Origin of the sequence: Streptomyces sp. CA-278952 (assembly GCF_028747205.1) — a bacterium.
Lineage (GTDB): Bacteria > Actinomycetota > Actinomycetes > Streptomycetales > Streptomycetaceae > Streptomyces.
This window is the reverse complement of record NZ_CP112880.1, coordinates 926,932-951,409: the sequence shown is the minus strand read 5'-3', so window position 1 is coordinate 951,409 and position 24,478 is coordinate 926,932. Positions and strand designations below refer to the sequence as shown.

Sequence of the window (24,478 nt, the reverse complement as noted above, 5' to 3'; positions counted from 1 at the left end):
CCCCGCGGTCGCGCCGGAACCACGACAGAGGAGCGCGGGTGCAGCAACCGATGCGGATGCCCGGCCACTGGTTCGACGAACTCGCCGCGGGCGGTGGTTCGGTGGAGACCGTCCGCTTCCTCGTGGCGGGCGAACGGGCCCGACGCCTCGTCCTGCTGCGGGAGTTGTTGAGCCGGCTGGAGGAGCGGCCCGCGCTGCTCGGCCCCGCCGACCTGGGCGCCATCTGGCGGGCCGTCGAACGGGCCGAGGCCCGGAGGCCGGACTGCGTGGAGGAGTTGCTGCTCAGCCCACAGGTGGGGAGCTGGCTCGCCCACACGCTGCGCCGCCTGCACGGCACCGCGGCCGGCTCTCCGCTGTGGGTGGACGCCGGACACCTGGCCGCCGTCGCCCTGGTGGCCGCGGTGAGGGCCGGTACGGCCGCCGAGCTCGTCGTGCCCGCGAGGGAGGGCGCGGTGGCCCTGCCGACGCTCGGTCTCGCCCGGCTGCCGGGCACCCCGCTGCTGGGCTTCCAGCCGGTCCACGCGCGCGTACGGGAAGGCGAGTTGCTGCTCGTCCCGGCCGGACGGGGCACCGGGGCGACGGCGCTGACCGTGCGACCGCTCACCGCGCCGCCGAGCGCCCTGTGGTGGCCGACGCACCGGCTGCCGGTCCGGCCGGGCGGGCCCGAGGTCGCCCTCGACGACACCGACCCGTACCGCGACCTCGGCCACCCGATCCCGCCCCAGCGGCTCACCCCGTGCGAACTCGGCTCCTGGCAGCAACTGTTCGCCGCGGCGGTCGCGCTGCTCGACCCCGCCCCGCGTTCCGGCGGTACGGGCCCGGGCACGCTGCGCCCCGAGGAGATCGGGCGGATCGTGCCCTGGCCCGGACGGCTGCGACACGGCCCCGTCGCGGGGCTCAGCGCCTCCACCGCCGACGCGTTCGGCTCCATGGTGGTGGCCCGGCCCCCGGACGGCGCGGCGCTCGCGGAGACGATGGTCCACGAGTTCCAGCACAGCAAACTCGGCGCGCTGCTGCACCTCTTCGCGATGCTCGACGACGATCGCGAGGAGGAGCACTACGCCCCGTGGCGCCCGGACCCGCGTCATCTGCCGGGGCTTCTCCACGGGGCGTACGCCTTCGTCGGCGTCGCCGGATTCTGGCGGGACCGGATCGGGGACCGGGCAGCCGATCCGCTGGATCTGGCACCCTTCCGGTTCGCGCTCCGGCGCCTCCAGACCCGTGCGGTCCTGCGGACCCTGGCGACCCGCGCCGCGCTCACCGGACCCGGCCGCCGGCTCGTCGCCGGACTGACCCGCACCGTCGACGGCTGGCTCCGCGAACCCGTGGACGGGCGGGCCGTGGCGCGGGCCCGCGCGGCGGCGGCCGGCCACCGGGTCGAGTGGCGGCTGCGCAATCTGCGGTGCGCGGACGAGGAGCGCGCCGGCCTGGGTGCTGCGCTGCGCACGGGGGCTCCGCCGCCGCCCGTAGGGCAGCCCCTGCTCGTCCCGGCCTCGGAACGTACCCACTGGCAGGACGTGCGGGGCGCGCTGTACCTCCGCCCGGACAGCGCGCTGGACGTCATCGTCGCGGACACCGGGCCGGGCGTCGCGTCGGTCGCCGCTCCGGACGCCGTGCCGGTCACCGTCGCCCGCCGCGTGCGCGCGGCCACGGCACCGGTCCGCGCGGATGTGCTGCTGGTCCGGGGGGAGGCCGCCGCGGCACGGGAGGCGTACCGGGAGCGCTGGTCCGAGGCGCCGGGGGACCCCCATCCGCTGGCCGGCTGGCTGCTGGCGCACACCGCGCTCCACCCCGGCCACCGGCGGCTCCTCGCCCGCCCCGAGCGGTTCGCCGCCACCGTCGCGGGGGAGGGGCCGGAGGTGTGGGAGCACGCGGCCCACCGGCTGGCTGCCCCACGACCACCCGCCTGACCAGCACCGGACCCCCCGCACGGAAGGTCCGGGAGCCTTTCGGAGCGGCCTGCACGCGTGAGGCGCATCACTCTGCGTGAAATTCTCGGCATACATTCCGCCGGACCGGGGAGGGGTCCAGGCCGCTGGTGCGGCCGTACCCCGGTTCACCGCGCAGCACGCCCCGGCCGAACCGGAGGGGGCATTTCAGGCACGGAAGGCGAAATCGACATGTCGGCGCTCAACACCATCCACATCGACGGCACCTGGCGGGCCGCCGGATCCGGCGCGACGCGCGAGATCGTCGACCCCGCCGACGCCACGGTCCTGGCCGTCGTCGCGGAGGGCGGGGCGGAGGACGCCGACGCGGCGATCGCGGCGGCACGGCGCGCCTTCGACGACGGCCCCTGGCCGCACAAGCCCGTCGCCGAGCGGGCCGGGCTGCTGCGCCGGGTCGCCGAGCTGCTCCAGCGGGACCGCGAGGAGATCGCGATCACCGAGAGCCGCGACACCGGCAAGACCCTCGAAGAGGGCCGGGTCGACGTCGACGACGTGACGAATGCCTTCCGCTACTTCGCCGACCTCGTCATGAACGAGAGCGGCGGCCGGGTCGTCGACGCGGGCGACCCCGACGTCCACAGCATCGTCGTCCACGAGCCCGTCGGCGTCTGCGCCCTGATCGCCCCCTGGAACTACCCCCTCCTCCAGGCCAGCTGGAAGATCGCCCCGGCCCTCGCCGCCGGCAACACCTTCGTGCTCAAGCCCAGCGAGGTCACCCCGCTCTCCACCGTCCACCTGATCAAGCTGCTCTCCGAAGCCGGCCTTCCCGACGGCGCGGCCAACCTCGTCACCGGCGCGGGCGACCCGGTGGGCGCGCGCCTCTCCGAGCACCCCGACGTCGACCTGGTCTCCTTCACCGGCGGTCTCGCCAGCGGTACGAAGGTGGCCCAGGCCGCCGCGCCGACCGTGAAGAAGGTCGCCCTGGAGCTGGGCGGCAAGAACCCCAACGTGGTCTTCGCCGACGCCTGCGCCACCGACGAGGGCTTCGACACCGCCGTCGACCAGGCTCTGAACGCCGCGTTCTTCCACAGCGGCCAGGTCTGCTCCGCCGGGGCCCGGCTGATCGTCCAGGACTCGGTCAGCGAGCGGTTCGTCACCGAGCTGGCCCGCCGCGCCGACGCCATCCGCCTCGGCCGGGGCACCCTGGAGGGCGTCGAGTGCGGCCCCCTCGTCTCCGCGCAGCAGCTCGCCAAGGTCGAGGCGTACGTCGCCTCCGCCCGCGAGGAGGGCGCGATCGTCCGGGCCGGCGGCGAACGCCCGGCCCCCAGCGACGTGCGGCCCGAGGGCGGATACTTCTACCGGCCGACCGTCCTCGACGGCTGCCACCGCGAGATGCGGGTGGTCCGCGAGGAGACCTTCGGCCCGATTCTCACCGTCGAGACCTTCCGTACCGAGGAAGAGGCCATCACGCTGGCCAACGACACCGACTACGGCCTCGCGGGCGCCGTCTGGACGACCGACGCGGGCCGGGCCCGCCGGGTCGCCGGACGGCTGCGCCACGGCACCGTCTGGATCAACGACTACCACCCCTACCTGCCGCAGGCCGAGTGGGGCGGCTTCGGGAAGTCCGGCACGGGGCGCGAGCTCGGCCCGACGGGGCTCGCCGAGTACCGCGAGTCCAAGCACATCTACCAGAACCTGAACCCGCGCCCCCAGCGCTGGTTCGCCGGCTGACGCCTGCGGGGGCCCCGGACACACGCAACCCCGTTGCCCCGCCCGGCTGTTCGAAGCGCCACGCACACGCACGGACCTTGCAGAAGGAGCAGTGACCGATGCCTTCCACCCCCCGCAGCACCGCGGTCCCCGACGGCCCCGTGGCCGACTACGTGATCGTCGGCGGCGGCACCGCCGGCTCGGTCATCGCCTCCCGGCTCACCGAGGACCCCGACGTCACCGTCACGGTCGTCGAGGGCGGCCCCACCGACATCGACCGCGACGACGTGCTCACCCTGCGCCGCTGGCTCGGCCTCCTCGGCGGCGACCTCGACTACGACTACCCGACCACCGAGCAGCCGCGCGGCAACTCCCACATCCGGCACAGCCGGGCCCGGGTCCTCGGCGGCTGCTCCTCGCACAACACCCTCATCAGCTTCAAGCCGCTGCCCGGCGACTGGGACGAGTGGGCCGAGGCGGGCGCCGAGGGCTGGGGCGCCGCCGCGATGGACCCGTACTTCGCCAAGCTGCGCAACAACATCGTCCCGGTCGACGAGAAGGACCGCAACGCCATCGCCCGCGACTTCGTCGACGCCGCCCAGGCGGCGGCCGGGGTCCCACGCGTGGACAGTTTCAACAGCAAGCCGTTCCACGAGGGCGTCGGCTTCTTCGACCTCGCCTACCACCCCGAGAACAACAAGCGCTCCTCCGCCTCGGTCGCCTACCTCCATCCGCACATCGAGGCCGGCGACCGCCCGGGCCTCCGCATTCTGCTGGAGACCTGGGCGTACCGGCTGGAGTTCGACGGCTCCCGCGCCACCGGCGTACACGTGCGGACGAAGGACGGCGAGGAGACCCTGCTGCGCGCCGCCCGCGAAGTGATCGTCTGCGCGGGCGCGGTGGACACGCCCCGGCTGCTGCTGCACTCCGGGATCGGTCCGCGCGAGGACCTGGCCGCACTGGGCATCGACGTGCGCCACGATCTGCCCGGCGTCGGCGAGAACCTGCTCGACCACCCCGAGTCCGTCATCGTCTGGGAGACCGACGGGCCCATCCCGGAGAACTCCGCGATGGACTCCGACGCGGGGCTCTTCGTCCGCCGCGACCCCGAATCCCGGGGCCCGGACCTGATGTTCCACTTCTACCAGATCCCGTTCACGGACAACCCGGAGCGGCTCGGCTACGAGAAGCCCGAGCACGGGGTGTCGATGACCCCGAACATCCCCAAGCCACGCAGCCGGGGCCGCCTCTACCTCACGAGCGCCGACCCCGAGGTCAAGCCGGCCCTGGACTTCCGCTACTTCACCGACGAGGACGACCACGACGGCCGCACCCTGGTCGACGGCATCAAGCTCGCCCGTCGGATCGCGGCCACCGAACCGCTGGCCCACTGGCTGAAGCGCGAGGTCTGCCCCGGACCCGAGGTCACCTCGGACGAGGACATCAGCGAGTACGCCCGCAAGGCCGCCCACACGGTCTACCACCCGGCCGGCACGTGCCGGATGGGCGCGGCCGACGACCAGCAGGCCGTCGTGGACCCGCAGTTGCGCATCCGGGGCCTGGAAGGCATCCGGATCGCCGATGCCTCCGTCTTCCCGACCATGCCCGCCGTCAACCCGATGATCGGCGTCCTGATGGTCGGCGAGAAGTGCGCCGAACTCCTCGCGGACCAGGCGCGTGACCCCGCGCCGGTCACCAGCACCAGCAGCAGCACCGGAGGCGATGCCCGATGAGCAGAACCGAGACCCTCAAGGCCACCGGGCCCGCCGGGAACGCCGCGTCCGCCGGGAACACGGCGAACCCCGTGTTCTCCGTACGCGACCTCTGGAAGGTCTTCGGCCCCAAGGCCGACCGGATCCCCGGCGGCGAGCACGCCGCGCTCCCGCCCGCCGAACTGCGTGCCGCCACCGGCTGCACCGCCGCCGTGCGCGACGTCTCCTTCGACGTCCGCAAGGGCGAGGTCTTCGTCGTCATGGGGCTGTCGGGCTCCGGCAAGTCGACCCTCGTACGCTGTCTGACCCGGCTGATCGAGCCCACCAGCGGCACCATCGCCATCGACGGCGAGGACGTCCTCGCGATGGACCGCTCCCGGCTGCGCGAACTGCGCCGCCACCGCGCGGCGATGGTCTTCCAGCACTTCGGACTGCTGCCGCACCGCACGGTGTTGGACAACGTCGCCTACGGCCTGGAGATCCAGGGTCTGAGCAAGTCCGAACGCCGCGCCAAGGCGGCGGAGTTGGTGGCGAAGGTCGGTCTCGCGGGTCTGGAGGACCGCCGCCCTTCGCAGCTCTCCGGCGGCCAGCAGCAGCGCGTCGGGCTCGCCCGCGCGCTCGCCGTCGACCCGTCCGTCCTCCTCTTCGACGAGCCGTTCAGCGCGCTGGACCCGCTGATCCGCCGCGAGATGCAGGACGAGGTGGTCCGGCTGCACCGCGAGGAGGGCCGCACCATGGTCTTCATCACCCACGACCTCAGCGAGGCACTGCGCCTGGGCACCCGGATCGCGCTGATGCGCGACGGCGGCATCGTCCAGCTCGGCACCCCCGAGGAGATCGTGGGCTCGCCCGCGGACGACTACGTGCGCGAGTTCGTCCGCGACGTGCCGCGCGAGCAGGTCCTCACCGTCGCCACGGCCATGCGGCCCGCGCTCGCCGGGGAGAGCGAGCGCGGCCCGGCCGTACGCCCCGGGGCCACCGTGTACGAGGCCATCGAAGCGGTCTCCCGCTCCGGCGATCCCGCCGCCCGGGTGATGGACGGCGGCCGGCTCGTCGGCGTCGTCGACCACGCGTGCCTGCTCGACGTCGTCGCGGGAACGACCGGACCCGGCCACGCGACCGTGACCGCCTCCGCCTCCGCGTCCGGCGCCCCGGACACCCCCGCCGGCCCCGACGCGCCGGACGGCTCCCGCGAGGTGACCCGCTGATGGCCACCGCCCGGGCCACCCCGGCCCGCCCCGCGCAGGCGGGCGCCCGCCGGGGACCACTGGCCGTACTTCGCGACCGCCCGGCAGCGGCCAAGCTCCTGCTGCTCGCGCTCGTCGCCGTCGTCGTCGTCCCTCTCGTGCACGGCCGCTGGGGCGGCGGCGTCTGGCCCGACGCGCTGACCGCCGACCTCTCCGCGCCGCTGGGCGACGTGACGGACTGGATCGTCTCCAACCGCGACAGCCACCCCCTGTTCCTCTACTTCTTCGGCCACATCAGCAACGCCGTCGTGCTCTCCGTACGCGGCGTCTACCTGGTCCTTCTGGCCCTCGGCTGGGCCGGCGTCACCGTGCTCGCCGCCGCCGTGGCCTGGCGCGTCGCGGGGATCCGGCTCGCTCTCACCGCGGCCGTCTCGTTCCTGGTCTGCGGGCTGCTCGGCATGTGGGTGCCGACCATGCAGACGCTCGCGCTGATGGCCGTCGCCGTCCTCGCCTCCGTCGTGCTCGGACTGCTCCTCGGCCTGGCGGCCGGACTGTCCGACCGCACGTTCCGCGTCCTGCGCCCGGTGCTCGACACCATGCAGGTGCTGCCCGCCTTCGCGTATCTGCTCCCCGTGGTGCTGGTCTTCGGCATCGGCGTGCCCGGAGCCGTCCTCGCCACCGTCGTCTACGCGGCTCCGCCGATGGCCCGGCTCACCGCGCTCGGCCTGCGCGGGGCGGACGCCGGCGTGATGGAGGCCGTCGCCTCGCTCGGCGCGACCGGACGGCAGCGGCTGCTGAGCGCCCGGCTCCCGCTGGCCCGCAAGGAACTCCTCCTCGGCCTCAATCAGACCATCATGATGGCGCTCTCCATGGCCGTCATCGCCTCCGTGATCGGCGCGGGCGGCCTCGGCGACCGCGTCTACCAGGCGCTGTCGTCCGTGGACGTCGGCGCCGCGCTCGCCGCGGGCATCCCGATCGTGCTGCTGGCCGTCGTCCTGGACCGTACGACGGAGGCGGCCGGCCGCCGCATCGGCGCCGAGCCCACCGGCCTCGCCCTGCTGCGCGGTTGGCGCGGCTGGTCCCTGGCCGCCGCGGTCACCGCGGCCGTCGCCGTCGCCGGACGGGCCACCGACGGCCGGGTCTGGCCCGAGGACGTGACCGTGGCCATCGCCGGACCGGTCAACACCGCCAAGGACTGGATGGTCGACCACCTCTACACCGGGGTGCCCGTCGTCGGCGGCACCGCCGACCTCGCCGCCCACTTCACCAGCGGCGTCCTCAACCCGCTGCGCAGCGGGCTCACCGGCCTGCCCTGGTGGTCGGTGCTGTTGATCGTCGCCGCCCTCGCCTGGACCATCGGCACCTGGCGCACCGCCGCCACCGCCGTCCTCGCCATGGCCGCGATCGGCGTACTCGGCGTGTGGGAACCCTCGATGGACACCCTCAGCCAGGTGCTCGCCGCCGTCGCCGTCACCCTGGTCATCGGCTTCGGCGTCGCCGTCGGAGCCGCCCGCAGCGAACGCCTGGAAAAGCTGCTGCGACCGGTCCTGGACGTCTTCCAGACGATGCCGCAGTTCGTCTACCTGATCCCCGTCGTCGCCCTCTTCGGCGTGGGCCGTGCCCCCGCCGCCGCTGCCGCGGTGATCTACGCGCTGCCCGCCGTCATCCGCATCACCACCCAGGGCCTGCGGGGCGTCGACCCGGCGGCCATGGAGTGCGCCCGCTCGCTCGGCGCGACCCCCGGCCAGCAACTGCGCCAGGTCCAGATCCCGCTGGCCAGGCCCTCCCTGCTGCTCGCCGTCAACCAGGCGGTCGTCCTGGTCCTCGCCGTCGTCATCATCGGCGGACTCGTCGGATCGGGCGCGCTCGGTTACGAGGTGGTCCTCGGCCTCGCCCAGGGCGACCTGGCCACCGGCCTCGTCGCCGGAGCGGCGATCGTCTGCCTCGGCCTGATGCTCGACCGGGTCACCCAGCCCACCACCCGCCGCCAGCGACAGGAGAGCTGAGATGAACCGCTCCCGCACCCGCCTGCTCGTGGCGCTCGCCTCGGCGGGGGCCCTGCTGGCCACGGCCGGCTGCGGCGCCGCCGACATGACCAAGCAGGCATCCCCCTTCGCGGCCCCCGCCGGCGTCAAGACCGTCACCCTCTCGGTTCAGTCCTGGGTCGGCGCCCAGGCGAACGTCGCCGTGGCGGAGCAGCTCCTCAAGGAGAAGCTCGGCTACCGCGTCGACCTCGTCCAGACCGACGAGGTCCCCGCCTGGGACGCCCTCAGCCAGGGCCGGGTCGACGCGATCCTGGAGGACTGGGGCCACCCGGACCAGGAGAAGCTGTACGTCGACGAGAAGAAGACCATCGTCCGGGGCGGTGACCTCGGGGTCACCGGCCACATCGGCTGGTACGTGCCGAAGTACTGGGCGGACAAGCACCCCGACGTCACCGACTGGAAGAACCTGAACACGTACGCGGACGAACTGAAGACCGCCGAGAGCGGCGGCAAGGGCCAGCTGATGGACGGCTCGCCCTCCTACGTCACCAACGACGTGGCCCTGGTGAAGAACCTGGACCTGGACTACAAGGTGGTCTTCGCCGGCTCCGAGGCGGCCCAGATCACCCAGATCCAGCAGTTCGCCAAGGAGAAGAAGCCCTTCCTCAGCTACTGGTACCAGCCGCAGTGGCTGTTCAACGAGGTGCCGATGGTCGAGGTGAAGCTCCCCGAGTACACCGACGCGTGCGCCGCCAAGGACCCGGCGGACATCGACTGCGCGTACCCGACGACACCGCTGCAGAAGTTCCTCAACGCCGACTTCGCCGAGCGCGGCGGCGAGGCGTCCGCGTTCCTGAAGAAGTTCCACTGGTCGGAGAAGGACCAGAACGAGGTCTCCGAGATGATCGCCTCGCAGAAGCTCGACCCCCAGGAGGCGGCGAAGCGCTGGATCGAGCGCCACCCCGACGTCTGGAAGAAGTGGCTTCCGCAGGACTGAGGTGGCGCCGCCCGGCTCCTGGAGGGGAGCCGGGCACGATCCGCATCCGGAGCGAGAGGCCTACCGCGCCCGGACCGTCGCCAGCACGTCCCGGTCCGGCTGGAGCGTCAGCCCCGTCAGCGGCGTGATCTCCCCCGGGTCCACGTCCAGGGTGAAACGGCGGGCCAGCACGGCGAGGAGGAGCACGGACTCCACCATCGCGAAGCGCGTGCCGATGCAGACCCGGGGCCCGCCGCCGAACGGGAACCACGCGTACTCCGGGATCTCGTCGCCGTCCTCGGCGTCCCAGCGCTCGGGCCGGAACTCCTCCGGCTCGGGGAACCACCGCGCGTCGCGATGCGTGGCCCACTGGCTGCTCCACACCCGGGTGCCCTCCTCCACGGGCAGGCCGCCGATCGTCGCCCCCTCCTTCGCGATCCCGGTGATCAGCCAGACCGCCGGGAACAGCCGCAGGGTCTCCTTCACCACGGCCTGGGCGTAGCGCAGTTGTGCGTAGTCCTCGAAGCCGGGCTCCCGGTCGCCGAGCATCCGGTCCAGCTCCTCGGCGAGCGCGTCGCGGACGCGGGGGTTGCGGGCGAGCAGGTACCACGCCCACACCAGCGTCGTACTCGTCGTCTCATGGCCGCCGATGTACAGCGTGACCGCCTCGTCCCGGATCTCCTCGTCGCTGAGGCGCGTCCCGCTGTCGTCGACGGCGGTGAGCAACCGGCTGAGCAGATCGGGGCGTTCCTTCTCGCCGTCCCGGTGCCGGGCGACGACCCGGCGCACCTCGGCGTCGATGACGGCGGCGGCCTTCCTGATCCGCGCCCGGCCCGGCGTCGGCACCCAGTCCGGCAGCAGTGCGCCGAGCCCGGCGAACTCCTTGCCGATCTCCATCTGGGCGACGTCCATCGCCCGGCCCATCGCCTCGGAGTCCGCGGGGGTGTCCACCCCGAAGATCGTGCGTACCGCGATCTTCTGGGTCAGCGCGGACATCTCCCGCTTGACGTCGACCCGTTGGCCGTCGGCCCACCGGTCCGCGAGCTCCACCGCACAGTCCGCCATCGTGGCCGCGTACGACGTGACCTGCTTGGGCCGTACGGAGGGCTGCACCAGCGAGCGCTTGCGCCGCCAGTCCCGGCCCCGCGCCACGAGCATCCCGTTGCCCAGCACCGTACGGAACGCGATACCGAGCTTCGGCTGGTCGAAGGTGCGCTCGGTTTCGGTGAGCAACTCGCCCACCAGGGACGGGTCGGCGAGGAAGACGCAGCGGTTGCGTCCGAACCGCCAGCGCACCAGGTCCCCGTGCTCGCGGAGGAGTTCGAAGAAGGCGAGAGGGTTCTTGCCGAACTGCGGCAGATTCCCCACGAGCGGCAGCCCCTTGGGCCCCGGCACGAACGCATGGCCGCGAGGCTGGGTGTCGCGTGCCGGGCCGGTCTGCGTGGACATCGAGGAACTCCGCTCCCTGGGGCACGCCACTGCCGGCGCGCGACTGATCGAGCCCCATCGAACAGGATGGGGGCAGCGCTCCACCAGGGCGACGGCAGGCGTGGCCGGAAACCGTCAGGTGCCGTACGGTGCGCGCGAGTTGGGGGCAGTCGTCGGGTGCGCGCTGCCGGAGCGGGGCACCACGACGACCTGGTGCTCGTCCTCGTACACGACCCTGCCGGGATCCGCGGAATTCAGCCGCTCGCACGGCACCCCGTGCGCGGCCAGCAGCGCGAGATAGCCGGGGACCCGCTCCAGCAGGTGGGTCGCCGACCCCTTGAACCAGGCCACCGCCCCCGGGTTCACCCCGGGGTCGTAGACCGTCGGGTCGATCCGCGAGGGGTCGGTGTAGGCGGCGTCGTACCAGTCGTTCGCCGCCCGCCAGAAACGGTGCTGCTCCTCGGTCAGACGACCCTCCCGAGCCAGGCCGTTGGCCAGCGCGAAGATGCCGGGGAAGTGGCCCCGGGGGCTCCGTTCGGTGCTCTGGAACCGTACGTACGTCGTCGTCCCGCCCATTCCGCCTCCCTCCGCCAGGACCGTGAAGGGCTCAGCGTAGGTCCGGCTCGGGCGGCGCGGTTCAGAGACCCACGATCAGCTGGATGCAGACGATCTTGACCAGGATGGCGAGCGCGAACAGCGTCGAGTAGCCGTTGTTGATCCGGCTGTCGCTCGCCCGGCTGTTGGCGTACGCCACGATCGCCGGGTTGCCGACGTAGCCCGACAGCAGCCCCATCGTCCGCTCCCGGCTCTGCCCCAGCGCCTTCGCGACCAGCACCATCAGGGCGTAGCTGACGACCGCGCCGATCGCCAGCACGGCCGCCAGCTTCAGCCCGAAGAGGGAGAAGGCGTTCTCCCGGAACGAGTAGCCCGAGGTGAGCCCGACGACGGCGAGGAAGAGCAGCAGCCCGATCTGGCGCAGGGTGAGGTTGGCGCGGGTCGGCAGGGTCCACACCAGCGGGCCGGTGCGCCGGAGCCGGCCGAGGACCATCCCCATCACCAGCGGTCCCGCCCCGGTGCCCAGGGCGAGCGTGGTGGAGCCCAGCGTGAGGGAGGGGATGCCGACGAGGAAGCCCAGGGTGAGACCGAGGCCCAGGCTGACCGCGCTGACCTCGCTGACCTTCGCCTCGGTGTCCCCGAGGTACGCGGTGACCTCGCCCGTCCGCTCGCGCGGCATGACCACCCGTACCCGGTCGTCGAGCTGGAGCAGCAGGCCGTCGTGGGCGAGCATGTCGAAGTCGCCGCGCCGCACCCGGCTGACGAGGGCCCCGTACTTCTCGCCGAGCCCGATCTCCCCGACGGTGTGCCCGGCCAGGTCCGGGTTGGTGAGCAGGACCCGCCGGTAGTCCACCGCACTGCGGTCGTCCAGCAGATGGCGCGGAGCGAGGGACCCGAGCGCGTCCGTCGCCGCCCGTACGTCGTCCTCGCCGCCGACCAGCACGACCTGGTCGCCGGGGGAGAGGCGGCCCAGCTCCCGGGCGACCCGGGTCGCGCCGTCGGCGGGACGGTACTCGCTGGCCAACACCCGGTGCGCGGCGACGCCGGGCACGTCCGCCCAGCGCGTGCTCCGGGCCACCTGGACCGTACGGGTGACGAGGGTGGCCGGCAGGCCCGGGTCGGGGTCCCGGCGGGCGGTCCAGTGGCGGCGGGCCGCGATCGCCGAGACGCACATGATCGTGATGACGACGGCGAGCGGGTAGCCGATGGCGTACCCCACGGCGGGCTGCGTCGGATCCTCCGAGGCGTCCTGGGCGGCTGCGAGACCCGGGGTGGTGGTTCCGATGCCCGCGTATCCGCCCGCGAGGAACGGTCCGTCGATGCCGAACCAGCGGTGTCCGACGAAGCCGACCACCGCCGCGGTGAGGGCCAGGGCCGCCACCGCTCCGGCCATCACCGGGAGCTGGCCGCGCAGTTCACGGAAGAACGCGGGACCCGACTCCAGGCCGACCGTGTACACGTACAGTGCCAGGCCCAGTGCCGAGACCCCGGCCGGCACGGCGGCGGCGATGTCCTTGTCGAGCGCCCCGACGAGGAGGCCGACGAACAGGACGCCGGCCGCGCCGAGCCGGACCGGGCCGAAGCGCACCATGCCGAGCAGCGCGCCGAGCGTGATCACGGCGAACACCGCCACCCACGGGTTGTCCGCGAAGAACTGCCACACCGGCCCTGCCTCCCCGACCTCGAAGATCCCGTCCCTGTCGGGGGCCAGGATCTTCGAGGCCCGGTGCGGCCGCCACTCGGTGAGCGGGCGGTGGGCCCCTCAGACGCCGGGCGGCACGTGGGCCGGCCGGCCCCGGCCCCGCGTCAGCGAGTAGCCGAACACGGCCGCCAGCGCGGCGAGCGCGCCGCCGCCCACGGTCCACAGCCAGCGGTCGGTCCACCAGCCCGACGCCCAGCCGTCCTCCGGCTCACCGGCGGACGGCACCCGAGGCGCGGCCGAGGCTCCCGCGTCGTCCGCCGAGGCGACCGATACGCCCGGCACCAGCGGCTCCGAGAGCGTGCCGTCCACGTCGTGGGCCCCGCCCTGCTCCTTCGGGACCGCCTTCACCTCGACGCCCACCGGCAGCCCGAGGTCGGCGGCGGGCAGGTCCACCGCCGTGAGGCGGATGTAGTAGCTGCCGGGCAGCGGATCGCTCGCCCAGGGCTCGGACCAGGACCGCACGGTCCGCAGCACGCAGGACAGCTCGACGGAGGCCGCGTCGGCCGCCGCCTTCCTGGTCTGGTGCCCGTACATGCAGGCCTGGCGGCGGCGCAGCCCGTCGTACACGTCGATCTGCCAGGTGGACGTGGAGCTCCGAGCGCTCGAGGGCAGCTTCACGGTGGCCTCGACGGTGGGCCGCTGACCGGCGTCGGCCGGGAACACCCAGTACAGGTAGTCGCCCGCCGAGGCACGGGCGGTGCCCGTCTGCCCCTGGTCCAGTGCGGTGGCCGTACGGAACGTGGTCCCGGCTTCGGTGGGGCCCGACCCGTCGTCGATGGGGCTCGCGCTCGCCGAAGGGTCGTCGGCCGCGGCCGCGCCCGCCGAGGTGAGCAGGGTCAGACCGGCGAGGAGCGCTCCGGTCAGCGCGCGTCGGGCGCCGTGGGTACGGCGAAGGTTCGTGCGCATCAGTTGGTCCTCCATACGGCGACGCGCCAGCGCGAGATCCAGCCGGTCAGCAGGCCCGCGACCAGTCCGGTCAGGACGAGCACGCCGAGCAGCCACCAGCCGCGGCCGAGCCCGAAAGCCGCCACGTCGGAGGCGTTGTCCGGGCCGTCCACCAGGTCCACGGTCAGCTCCACCGGCAGGCCGGGGGACCGCTTCACCGAGGCGGGCGCGGAGAAGGAGTGGGCGAGCTGGAGGCAGACGGTCTCGGCGGCGGGCTTGCTGTCGCCGTCGTCGCCGTCCTCCACCTCGGGCTTCGGATAGCGCAGCCCGGACGAGATCACGTCGGTGCGGCCGGTCCCGGCCTCGGAGCCCCGGACGATCTCCCGGCCGTGCACGGTCACCGCGCGCAGCAGTACGCCGTAGTCGTCGTCCACGGCGCGGTCGGCCGCCACGCTCGCCGAGGCGCGCAGCTCCTGACCGGGCAGCACGTCGACGCGGTACCAGCGGTGCTGGGCGATCTCCGCGCGGTCGGTGTAGAGACCCGGCTTCAGCTCGGGCGCGGCGGAACAGCTCCCGGCTCCCTCGGTCGCCACCGGCGTGATGACCGGCTCGGCGGCCCGGTCCACCAACTGCTTGACGCGGCCGGAGAGTTCGTCCTTGTGCTGGACGGCGGTGTACGTGCCGCCGGTGGCCTCCGCGATGCAGGTCAGCTGCTGGCGGATCTTCGCGTTGGGGACCAGGCCCAGCGTGTCCACGACCAGGTGGGTGCCGCGGGCGGCGATCTCCCGGGCCACCTCGCACGGGTCGAGCGGCCCGCAGGTGTCCTCGCCGTCCGTGATGAGCACGATCCGGCGCGAACCGTCCCCGCCCTCCAGGTCGTCGGCCGCGCCGAGCAGGGCCGGGCCGATCGGGGTGAAGCCGGTCGGAGCGAGGGTGGCGACCGCGGCCTTGGCCTCGGTGCGGTCCAGCGGGCCGACCGGGTACAGCTGCTTGGTGTCCTTGCAGCCGACCTTGCGGTCCTCGCCCGGATAGTCGGCGCCGAGCGTCCGGATGCCGAGGTGCACCTCCTCGGGCGCCGCGTCCAGCACGTCGTTGAACGCCTGCTTGGCGGCGGCCATCCGGGACTGGCCGTCGATGTCGCGGGTCCGCATCGAGCCGCTGACGTCGAGCACCAGCTCGACCTGGGGGGAGGGGGCGGCGGGAGCTTCGTCGGCGGCGGCGGGGATCGCGGTGCCGAGCCCGGCGGCCAGGGTGGCGAGCGCTATGCCCACCCCGGTCGTCAGCCGTTTTCTCATGATCATCGATGGATCTTATGGAAAATCAGTTCGTATTCCCAACCGGGTCGCTTGAGGCCACCCCCTCCAGCGCGGGACGGTCGAACGCGCCGCCGGCGGCGGCGGCCCGGGCCGTCGTGGTCGCGGCTTGGGCGGGCAGCTGCGGATCAGGGGCGGTCCGCAGGAGAACCACCTGGTGGGTACAGCGGTCCGCGCGGTTGCGTGCCGCCGCCCGGAGCGAGGGCGGCACCCCGCGCGCCGTCGGCCTCATCGAGGACATGGTGGCCCCAGGGGGCGTCAGGGGCCGGTGAGCAGGGGCCCGGAGGCCCGCTCCAGGACCGAGGTGACGCGCTCCCAGGTCTCCATGTCCCTTTCCACCGGCGGGAGTCGGCGGTCCGTCCCCGACTTCTGCCAGGCCGTCGCCAGCGCCACCGGGTCGCCGCCGCCCGCCGCCGAGGCGGCGAGCGCCGCCGCGCCGAGGGCGACCAGCTCCCCGCTGCCCGGGATGACGAGCGGCCGGCCGGAGAGCCGGCGGACCGTCTCCACCCACCTCCGCCCCTGTGCCCCACCGCCGATCAGGCGCAGCGGGCGGGCGGCGACCTCGGGCGCGTGCGGGTCGAGACCGCAGGCCGACAGCAGCTCGTCCATGGCCCGCAGCACGGTGACGGCCGCGCCCTCGTAGGCGGCGCCCAGCAGTTGCTGCCGGGTGGTGTCGTGGCGCAGCCCGGTCAGCAGTCCGGAGGCGGTCGGCAGGTCGGGGGTCCGTTCGCCGTCGAGGTAGGGGAGCAGGACGGCCTTGCCGCCGGGCGTCGCGTCCTCGCGGTCCAGGCCGAGCAGGGCGGCCACCTTGTCCACGGCGAGCGTGCAGTTGAGGGTGCAGGCCAGCGGGAGGTACGTGCCGTCGGCGGCGGCGAACCCGTTCAGCGCGGTGGACGCGGGCCGGGTGCGGGAGGCGGCGAACACCGTGCCGGAGGTGCCGAGGCTGAGGGCCGGGTGGTCCAGCAGCCCGTCGCCGCCCAGCCCGAGGCCCACGGCGGCGCTCATGTTGTCGCCGGTGCCGGCCGCCACCGCGATGCCGGCGGGCAGCCCGAGTGCTCGCGCCGCCGACTCGGTGAGCGAGCCGATCCTGGCCGCCCCGGTGGGCGCGACCTCCGGGAGCAGCGCCGCGTCCAGACCGAGCAGCTCCAGCAGATGGGGGTCGTAGGCGCCGGTGGCGGTGGAGTACCAGCCACTGCCCGAGGCGTCCCCGGGGTCGGTGGCGGCGACGCCCGAGAGGCGTTCGGTCAGGAAGTCGTGGGGGAGCCGGACCGCCGCCGCGTTCGCGGCGCTCGCGGGGTCCGTCTCGCGCAGCCACTGCCACTTGGACGCGGTGATCGAGGCGACCGGCACGGACCCGGTCCGTTCCGCCCAGGCCCCGGGCCCGCCGAGCGCGTCGGTGAGCGCGGCGGCCTGCGGCGCGGAGCGGGTGTCGTTCCACAGCAGCGCGGGGCGCAGCGGCCGACCCGCGCCGTCCAGTACGACGAGCCCGTGCTGCTGCCCGGCGACCGCGATGCCGGTGACCGCGCGGGCGGGAAGGCCGGACTCCTTCAGCCCGGCGGCCACCGCCTCGCACAGGGCCCGCCACCAGATCTCCGGATCGCTCTCCCGGGCCCCGGCCTCGCCGGTGACCACGTGCGGAGCGCGCCCCACGGCGAGCTGCTCGCCGGTCGCGGCGTCGATGAAAGCGGCCTTGGTGGACTGGGTCGAGCTGTCCACGCCGATGACGACGGCGGGTGACGGCATGGGGAGCCTCTTTCGCACGGGACGGCCTGATCATTTGGCTGGGGCACGAACAAATTACGGGATGGCCGCCGCCCTGCACAGGGGGCGGGACCGGCTTCGCCCGGCAGGGGGGTTCCCTGGCCGTGGTGGAGTGTGCTTGATTAGTCATGACACTGAACAAATAGGGGTGCCGGGCTGGCGGCCGGGCGTCCCGATGGCAGGCGAAGGCGGTCGGACGACGATGACGGAACGCTTCACCCCCACCCCCGAGGACAAGTTCAGCTTCGGCCTGTGGACCGTGGGCTGGCAGGGCCGGGACCCCTTCGGCGACGCGACCCGCGCGGCCATCGACCCCGTGGACTCGGTGCGGCGGCTCGCGGAGCTGGGCGCTTGGGGGGTGACCTTCCACGACGACGATCTGATCCCCTTCGGCGCGCCGGAGACCGAGCGCGAAAGGATCGTCAAGCGCTTCCGTACGGCGGTCGACGACAGCGGGCTCGTCGTGCCCATGGTGACGACGAACCTCTTCACCCACCCCGTCTTCAAGGACGGCGGATTCACCGCCAACGACCGTGGTGTACGTCGCTACGCACTCCGCAAGACCCTGCGCAACATCGACCTCGCCGTCGAACTGGGCGCGAGCACCTTCGTGGCGTGGGGCGGCCGCGAGGGGGCCGAGTCCGGCGGGGCGAAGGACGTCCGCCTCGCCCTCCACCGGATGAAGGAGGCCTTCGACCTGTTGGGCGAGTACGTCGTCGAGCAGGGTTACGACCTCCGCTTCGCCATCGAGCCCAAGCCGAACGAGCCGCGCGGCGACATCCTGCTGCCCACCATCGGCCACGCCCTGGCCTTCATCGAGCGCCTGGAGCGCCCCGAGCTGGTCGGCGTCAACCCGGAGACCGGGCACGAGCAGATGGCCGGGCTCAACTTCCCGCACGGCATCGCCCAGGCCATGTGGGCGGACAAGCTCTTCCACATCGACCTCAACGGCCAGTCCGGCATCAAGTACGACCAGGACCTGCGCTTCGGCGCGGGCGATCTGCGCCAGGCGTTCTGGCTCGTCGACCTGTTGGAGAGCGGCTACGAAGGCCCCCGCCACTTCGACTTCAAGCCCCCGCGCACCGAGGACTACGACGGTGTCTGGGCCTCCGCCGCGGGCTGCATGCGCAACTACCTCATCCTCAAGGAGCGGGCCGCCGCCTTCCGCGCCGACCCCGAGGTGCGGGCGGCCCTGCGCGCGTCCCGCCTGGACGAACTGGCGCGCCCCACCGCCGGCGAGGGACTGGCGGGCCTGCTCGCCGACCGCAGCGCGTACGAGGACTTCGACGTGGACGCCGCCGCGGAACGCGGCATGGCCTTCGAGGCACTGGACCAGCTCGCCATGGACCACCTGCTCGCCGTGCGCTGACCCGCACCGGTTCGGCCCGCCGGGCCTGACCCATCGGTTCGGCCCGCCCCGGTTCGTCCCGCCGGGCTGAGCCACCGGCCTGGGACCCGGCCCGACCCACTGGTTTGGCTCGCCGGGTCCGGCCCACCGCGCGCGTCCCGCCGGGTCGGACCCGTCGGGCTGGACCCGCCGGGGCCGTCCCACCGGCCGGGCCCGAAGCCGTCCGGCCCCGGCCCCAGCCGGTGGGACGGCCCCGGCTCAGCCGCCGGACGGCTCCGCGTACGCCACCGGATCGTCCAGCACATCCTGCACCACGAGCGCCGCCGCGCCCCGCGCCGCGTCGCCCGCCACCGACGACGCCCGGAGCCGGCCACTGCCCGGCGACCAGAGCCCCGACACCACCCGGCCGGTCAGCTCCTCGTCGGCGGGCGGCGCCAGCCACGGCATCAGCCCCCGGTAGATCCCGCCGAGCACCACCGCGTCCGGGTCGATCAGGTTCACCGCGCCCGACAGGACCCGGCCCAGCATCCGGCCCGCCTCACCGACCGCGGCCACCGCGCGCGGGTCCCCGGCGCCCGCGCGCCGCTCCAGCTCCAGCACCCCGGAGGCGCCCCCGAGGCCCTCGACCCCGGCCGCCCGCAGCAGCGCCGCCTGGCCGGCGTACTGCTCCAGGCACCCCCGTGAACCGCACCGGCACTCCGGCCCCGCCGGATCCACCACCACATGCCCGATCTCCCCGGCGAAACCGTGCGCACCGCGCAGCAGTTCGCCGCCCAGGACGAGTGCGCCGCCCACCCCGATCTCCCCGGTCAGATAGAGGAAGCTCCGCACATCCCCCAGACCGCCGAACCACAGCTCGGCCAGTGCCGCGAGATTGGCCTCGTTCTCCGAGGCGACCGGCAGCACCGGGTGGCCGGGGCGCAGGGCGGCCAGCGCCTCGGCGAACAGCTCCTGCGCCGGGACCTCGTTCCAGCCGAGGTTCGGAGCCTGCCGCACCGACCCGCCGGAGACCAGACCCGGCAGCGCCAGCGCCGCGCCCACCGGCCGCAACTCCTGCTCGTACGCCGACTCCAGGGTCCGCGCGGCGATCCGGGCCGCCCGGGCCAGGGCCTCCTCGGCGGGCGCGCCCCGGTTGTCGAGGTGCTCGGTCTGCCGGACCCGGCCGGTGCCCGCCAGGTCGACCACGCACACCGAGACGTAATCGATGTTGATCTCCACGCCGAGCCCGGCCGGTCCGGTCCTGGCCACCTTGAGCGCGGTGCCGGGGCGGCCCGCCTGTCCGCTGAACGTCTTGCCCGACTCGGTGAGGAACCCGCTGTCCATCAGCTGCTCGACGAGCGAGGACACCGCGGCCCGGGTCAGCCCGACCCGGGCGGCCACTCCGGCCCGGGTCGCCTCGCCCCGCTCGCCCTCGTCCCGTACGGCGCGGAGTACCAGGCTCAGATTGTGCCGTCGCACGGTGTCCTTGTCGGCCTTGGGCCCCAGCGGAGTGAGGATGCTCTTCATATCGTCGCCGAGCCTATGTGATGCGGGGCTCCCGGCGGGGGCCGGGAACGGGCGGTAGCGCGGAAGCGGAAGGGGAGGCGTCACGCAAGGGGGCGGTTCCGGCCGTCCGGCCCGAACCGCCCCCTCCGATCGGCCTCGCTCAGGGCCCCGCGCCCCGGTCCTTCAGCATGTTCGCCATCAGGCCGATCTCCGACTGCTGGCCGCTGACCATGCCCGCCGCCAGATTCCGGATGGCGTCCGTCTTCGCCGCACCGGCGGCCGCCTGCGCCATGTCCGCACCGGCGCGGTGGTGCACGGTCATCAGCCGCAGGAACAGCACCTCGGCCTTCTCGCCCTTCGCGGCCGTGAGGGCCGCCAGCTCCGCGTCGGTGGCCATGCCCGGCATCAGCGAACCGTCGTCGGTCGGCGTGAGGGTGTGCCCCATCCACTCCATCGGCGGCCCGGCCGCGCTCTTCGGCAGCCCCCACAGCTCCAGCCAGCCCAGCATCATGCCGCGCTGGTTGGCCTGGGTGTTGATGATGTCGTACGCGAGACGCCGCACGTCCACGTCGTCGGTGCGGTCCCGCACGATGAACGACATCTCCACCGCCTGCTGGTGGTGGATGGCCATGTCCCGCGCGAAGCCCGCGTCCACGGAGTCCTCCGCCGGAGCGGACCGCGCCGCGGAGGACGCCCCGGACGGGGAGGCCGCGGAGGGGCGTACGACCATCAGCGCCACCAGCCCCAGCGCCAGGAGCAGCACGGCGGCCCCCGCGAGGACCATCCGACGCATGGAGCCGGAAGGGGTCAGGGCGGTCACTTGTCCAGCCCGCCGGTGCAGGCGGCCCCCGGCTCGGGGGTCTGCGGGCCCTGCACGTACTTGGTGAAGAACTGCGCGACCCGGTCGTCGGTGGCGTTCTTGACCGTCACCTGCTTGCCCCACGCGCTGAGCATCAGCGGGTCCTTCTGGTCCTTGACGGGGCTCATCAGGGAGTACGGGGTCGACTTGACCTTCTTGGTCAGCGCCTCGACGTCGGCGTCCGAGGCCTTGTCGTTGTACGTGACCCAGACCGCGCCGTGCTCCAGCGAGTGCACGGCGTTCTCCTTCGGTATCTCGTCGGAGTAGACGTCGGCGTTGCAGTTCATCCAGACCTGGTTGTGGTCGCCGCCGACGGGCGGGTTCATCGGGTAGTCGACCTTGGTCGTCACGTGCTCCCGCCCCAGCTCGTCCCAGCTGCGCTCGCCGGTGACCGGCGAGGTCTTGGCCTGCTCCTCCTTCTTGTCCTTCTCGTTCGCCTGCGATATCAGATAGCCGCCTCCGGCGACCAGGGCGGCGACCACGGCCACCGACGCGCTGATGGTGATGGCGCGGACCCGCCGCTCGCGGGCGCGCTCCTTGCGGCGCGCCTCCTCGAGCTTGGCGCGACGCGCTGAGGCCGGGTTGTTCTGGTTCTTGGCGGAAGCCATGGGGAGTCCTCGTCGTTCAACCGATGCATACAGGCGATGCATGAAGGGGGAAGGGGGGCGGGGCAGGCGAAGAACCGCTCCCGGTGAACCGGCGCCGGGGCGCGGCGGGAGAGCGGACCCGGCCTCTAGATCCGCTGGACCTGAAGGCGTAGTTGATCGACGGAACGCACACCGTCGTGCGCGGGACCCCGGATGGCCGCCGCGCCGGTGAGCGGGGTGGCGGGGACGAAGGTCACGGGCGAGGGAACGGTGACGGGGGCGCAGGACGCCGGAAGCACGACGGCCGCCGTGTGCGTCGAGCCCCCGTGGCACGACGACCCGAGGCCGCGGTCCGCGGGAGAGGCCAGGACGACCGGTTCGAAGGCGGCGTCGGGCGTCGGGGTGAAAGCGCGGACGGCACTCGACCCGGCAGGGCCCGCGGCCACCGGGGCGCCGGCGGACGAGGTGGTGACCGAGCAGCAGAAGAGCATGGCCAGGAGGAAGAACACCCAGCCCAGAGCGAGGGGCGTGCGGGAGCGGTACCGCTGCCGGTCCGTCCGCGTGCTCACCCTGGTCATCGCCCGTCATCGTAGTGGGTGCATGAAGATTCAAAGAATATGGGTCGCGCTGTCCGCGGGACAGTGTGCCCGAGTCGCCGTCGCTCGAACAGAGCCCCATGGATCTACAGGTGATTGTCAGGTGATTTACAGGTGTAATACCTGCTAACGTATATGAGTGACCGATACACCTACCCGTTCGGGGCGGCCCTCCGCCCGGGCCCTCCCGCTGGCCTCGGCCCTCCGGCTCTCGCGGCCGTCGGACACCTGGTTCAAGCCCGCCCTCAGCGTGGTCGTCGCCTCCGCCGCACCCCAGCTGACGCTCCTGGCCATCGGCCGGCTGGACCTCGTGATGTACACGATGGCCGGTTCGCTCTGTGCGCTCTACGGTCACGGCCTGCCGTACGCCCGGCGGGCCGGGGCCGTCGCGGGCGTGGTGCTCGGCATGACGGCCTCGCTCGCCGTCTCCCTGGTCACCGCGTCGCTCACCGGATCGACCGCCGTGCTCATCGCGGTCGGGGCGCTGCTCGCCGCCGCTCAGAAGGTGCTGTGCGACGCCACCCGGATCGGACCGCCCGGCCATGTGATCTTCACCTTCGTCAGCTCCGCCGCCCTCTTCGCCCCGCAGCGCCCGGAGCAGATCCCCGGCCACCTCGCCCTGACCCTCGGCGCGGGCGCGTTCGCCTGGCTGGTCGCCGTCGCCCCCGCCCTGGTCCGTCGCGAGGGACCCGAACGCCGGGCCGTCGCCCGCGCCCTGGAGGCCGCGGCCGCGTGCGCCGCCGACCCCGGCCCCCGTACCCGCAACGCGGCGGCCGCCGCCGTGCACGCCGCCTGGCAGTGCCTGCTCGCCTCCGGCCGCCCCACCGCCGTACGCCGGTCGCTGGAACGCCTGGTGGTGCACGCCCAAGCGGCCTTCGTGGCCCCGGGCCCCGGGGGCGGGACCGTGGATCCGGACCGGCTGCGCGCCTGGGCCGCCCTGATCCGGGCCCGGGGTCCCGTGCCCATGCCGCCGCCGCCCCCCGGCACCGCCGACGAGCTCTACGGGATCGACGCGGAGCGCGCCGCCCTGCGGGCCCCCCAGGGGCGCCGCGCGGCCCGTCGCGCCCTGCTCCGCCGCCTCGGCCCCGGATCGCCGCTGCTGCCGGTCGCCGTCCGCACCCTGGCGGGCTGCGCGCTCGCCGGATACCTCTGCGCCGCGCTCGGCGTCGGGCGCCCCTACTGGGCGATCGTCACCGCAGCCTCCCTCTACCAGGCCAACATCACCCTCTCGTGGAACCGGACCCTCCAGCGCACCCTCGGCAACCTCCTGGGCGTGCTCGTCTTCGCCGCGGTCCTGCCCGTCTCCCGGATCAGCCCGCTCGCCCTCGTCTGCTGCTGCCTCTTCTTCAGCTTCGCCGCCGAGGCCCTCATCACCCGCAACTACTGGCTCGGCTCCGTCGCGGTGACCCCGATGGCCCTGCTGGTCCTGGAGTTCGGCGGCGCCCATCCCGCCGGGGAGCTCATCGGCGACCGGGTCCTGGACACCGTCCTCGGGGCGGTCGTCGGCTTCCTGGCCGCGACGCTGGTCACCAACCGGCGGGCGGCGGGGCGCGTCGAACGGGCGCTCGACGCCCTGGACCGGGCCCGCGCCGACGCCGAACGGACCGGAGCCGACCCCGGGGCGGCGCCCGCGACCCGGGACCGGGCGCGCCGGACGCTCACCGCCAGCCTCGTCGAACTGCGCGAGGCCGGCGACACCGCCGCGGGCGAATGGTGGCAGCGCGCCCTGCCCGAGCAGCGCCTTCTCGCGGCCGAGCGGGCCGGACACCGTACGCTCGCCGCGACAGACATACGGCGGGGGCCCGGGGGCGATACGCCTCCCGCGGTCCACGCCCCTTCGATCGGAGCGGAGTGACCGACGACATCGTTGCCTCGGTGGTCCGGCAGTGGCAGGCCGTCAACCCCGGGCTCGACACCGGACCGATGGAGATCATCGGCCGGATCAACCGCTGCGCCGCCCTGCTCCAGCAGGCGGAGGACGCCCCCTTGCGCTCCGCCGGACTGACCCGTGCCGAATTCGACCTCCTCGGCGCCGTACGCAGGACGGACCGGGAGCTCACCCCCGGCGAGCTGGCCCGCGAGACCTTCTCCTCGGGAGCCGCCGTCACCAAGCGGCTGCGCGCGCTCCAGGACCGCGCCCTGGTCGAGCGCCGGGGCGACGCCCGCGACCGGAGGGTCGCCCATGTCCGGCTCACCGACGAGGGCCGGGCCCTGGTCGACCGGATCCTGCCCGAACAGCTCGCCTACGAACGCGCGGTGCTCGCCGGTCTGGACGGCGGCGCCCGCGACGAACTCGGCTCCAGGCTGGGCGAATTGCTCGTCCAGCTGGAGGGGCGGCTCGGCGGAGCCCGGCGCTGACCCGACGGCCCGGCCCGGGGTCTTCGCAGCCGCGTCAGCGCGGCGATTTCGCGCGTCACTCGTTCGTCGGTCAGGAATCTGCACCTTTCGATCCGGTTCGATCACTTGTGCCGTTGTCCTGTTCTGCCCGGCGAAAGTT

General features: G+C 73.7%; 20 protein-coding genes. 9 read left to right on the top strand and 11 right to left on the bottom strand.

The window, feature by feature from the left end:
* Positions 1-38: 38 nt before the first annotated feature.
* The 6 genes from N7925_RS04095 to N7925_RS04070 all read left to right on the top strand — a co-directional run bounded on the left by N7925_RS04095 (position 39) and on the right by N7925_RS04070 (position 9,483).
* Entirely contained in the window at positions 39-1,910 is a 1,872-nt protein-coding gene (locus N7925_RS04095; protein WP_274343056.1) for an aKG-HExxH-type peptide beta-hydroxylase, read from the top strand.
* Between the two features lie 210 nt (positions 1,911-2,120).
* On the top strand, positions 2,121-3,623 hold the full coding sequence (locus N7925_RS04090) for an aldehyde dehydrogenase family protein (protein WP_274343055.1): 1,503 nt from the start codon (positions 2,121-2,123) through the stop codon (positions 3,621-3,623).
* 98 nt (positions 3,624-3,721) lie between these two features.
* Positions 3,722-5,335 (top strand): GMC family oxidoreductase, encoded by a 1,614-nt coding sequence (locus N7925_RS04085; protein ID WP_274343054.1) that lies wholly within the window; start codon positions 3,722-3,724, stop codon positions 5,333-5,335.
* Positions 5,332-6,522, top strand: a complete 1,191-nt coding sequence (locus tag N7925_RS04080) for a quaternary amine ABC transporter ATP-binding protein (RefSeq protein ID WP_274343053.1) — start codon at positions 5,332-5,334, stop codon at positions 6,520-6,522. The genes N7925_RS04085 and N7925_RS04080 overlap by 4 nt, the downstream gene beginning before the upstream one ends.
* Positions 6,522-8,507 (top strand): ABC transporter permease, encoded by a 1,986-nt coding sequence (locus N7925_RS04075; RefSeq protein ID WP_274343052.1) that lies wholly within the window; start codon positions 6,522-6,524, stop codon positions 8,505-8,507. Before N7925_RS04080 ends, N7925_RS04075 begins: the two co-directional genes overlap by 1 nt.
* A 1-nt stretch (position 8,508) precedes the next feature.
* A complete protein-coding gene (locus tag N7925_RS04070) occupies positions 8,509-9,483 on the top strand; it encodes an ABC transporter substrate-binding protein (RefSeq protein WP_274343051.1) in 975 nt (324 codons plus the stop codon).
* A gap of 60 nt (positions 9,484-9,543) precedes the next feature.
* Here the strand turns inward: N7925_RS04070 and N7925_RS04065 are convergent, their stop codons facing one another.
* From N7925_RS04065 to xylB, 7 genes are all read right to left on the bottom strand, one after another.
* Positions 9,544-10,911, bottom strand: a complete 1,368-nt coding sequence (locus N7925_RS04065; RefSeq protein WP_274343050.1) for a cytochrome P450 — start codon at positions 10,909-10,911, stop codon at positions 9,544-9,546.
* A 114-nt stretch (positions 10,912-11,025) separates the two neighbouring features.
* Positions 11,026-11,466, bottom strand: a complete 441-nt coding sequence (locus N7925_RS04060; protein ID WP_274343049.1) for a hypothetical protein — start codon at positions 11,464-11,466, stop codon at positions 11,026-11,028.
* Positions 11,467-11,527: 61 nt separating this feature from the next.
* A complete protein-coding gene (locus N7925_RS04055) occupies positions 11,528-13,108 on the bottom strand; it encodes an aspartate:alanine exchanger family transporter (protein ID WP_274343048.1) in 1,581 nt (526 codons plus the stop codon).
* A gap of 99 nt (positions 13,109-13,207) precedes the next feature.
* Positions 13,208-14,053 (bottom strand): hypothetical protein, encoded by an 846-nt coding sequence (locus N7925_RS04050; RefSeq protein WP_274343047.1) that lies wholly within the window; start codon positions 14,051-14,053, stop codon positions 13,208-13,210.
* Positions 14,053-15,333 (bottom strand): VWA domain-containing protein, encoded by a 1,281-nt coding sequence (locus N7925_RS04045; protein WP_274343046.1) that lies wholly within the window; start codon positions 15,331-15,333, stop codon positions 14,053-14,055. The genes N7925_RS04050 and N7925_RS04045 overlap by 1 nt, the downstream gene beginning before the upstream one ends.
* Positions 15,334-15,352: 19 nt before the next feature.
* Positions 15,353-15,577 carry a hypothetical protein gene (locus tag N7925_RS04040; protein ID WP_274343045.1) on the bottom strand — a complete coding sequence of 75 codons (225 nt, stop codon included), beginning with the start codon at positions 15,575-15,577 and terminating at the stop codon, positions 15,353-15,355.
* Positions 15,578-15,603: 26 nt separating this feature from the next.
* Positions 15,604-17,088, bottom strand: a complete 1,485-nt coding sequence (xylB, locus tag N7925_RS04035; RefSeq protein ID WP_274343044.1) for a xylulokinase — start codon at positions 17,086-17,088, stop codon at positions 15,604-15,606.
* A 220-nt stretch (positions 17,089-17,308) separates the two neighbouring features.
* On the opposite strand from xylB, the gene xylA reads away from it, so the two are divergent.
* Positions 17,309-18,475 carry a xylose isomerase gene (gene xylA, locus N7925_RS04030; protein ID WP_274343043.1) on the top strand — a complete coding sequence of 389 codons (1,167 nt, stop codon included), beginning with the start codon at positions 17,309-17,311 and terminating at the stop codon, positions 18,473-18,475.
* Between the two features lie 237 nt (positions 18,476-18,712).
* On the opposite strand, the gene N7925_RS04025 is transcribed toward xylA, so the two are convergent.
* From N7925_RS04025 to N7925_RS04010, 4 genes are all read right to left on the bottom strand, one after another.
* Entirely contained in the window at positions 18,713-19,960 is a 1,248-nt protein-coding gene (locus N7925_RS04025) for an ROK family protein (protein ID WP_265598125.1), read from the bottom strand.
* Positions 19,961-20,099: 139 nt separating this feature from the next.
* Positions 20,100-20,759, bottom strand: a complete 660-nt coding sequence (locus N7925_RS04020) for a DUF305 domain-containing protein (RefSeq protein ID WP_274343042.1) — start codon at positions 20,757-20,759, stop codon at positions 20,100-20,102.
* Positions 20,756-21,406 carry a DUF3105 domain-containing protein gene (locus tag N7925_RS04015; protein ID WP_274343041.1) on the bottom strand — a complete coding sequence of 217 codons (651 nt, stop codon included), beginning with the start codon at positions 21,404-21,406 and terminating at the stop codon, positions 20,756-20,758. The genes N7925_RS04020 and N7925_RS04015 overlap by 4 nt, the downstream gene beginning before the upstream one ends.
* 125 nt (positions 21,407-21,531) lie before the next feature.
* The gene (locus tag N7925_RS04010) at positions 21,532-21,963 is read right to left on the bottom strand and encodes a hypothetical protein (RefSeq protein WP_265598122.1); all 432 of its coding nucleotides are present in this window, start codon (positions 21,961-21,963) and stop codon (positions 21,532-21,534) included.
* Positions 21,964-22,120: 157 nt separating this feature from the next.
* Between N7925_RS04010 and N7925_RS04005 the strand changes: the two genes are divergently transcribed.
* Together N7925_RS04005 and N7925_RS04000 are read left to right on the top strand one after the other, a co-directional pair.
* Entirely contained in the window at positions 22,121-23,836 is a 1,716-nt protein-coding gene (locus tag N7925_RS04005) for an FUSC family protein (RefSeq protein WP_274343040.1), read from the top strand.
* Positions 23,833-24,339, top strand: a complete 507-nt coding sequence (locus tag N7925_RS04000) for a MarR family winged helix-turn-helix transcriptional regulator (RefSeq protein WP_265598120.1) — start codon at positions 23,833-23,835, stop codon at positions 24,337-24,339. The genes N7925_RS04005 and N7925_RS04000 overlap by 4 nt, the downstream gene beginning before the upstream one ends.
* The last annotated feature ends 139 nt before the right edge of the window (positions 24,340-24,478 follow it).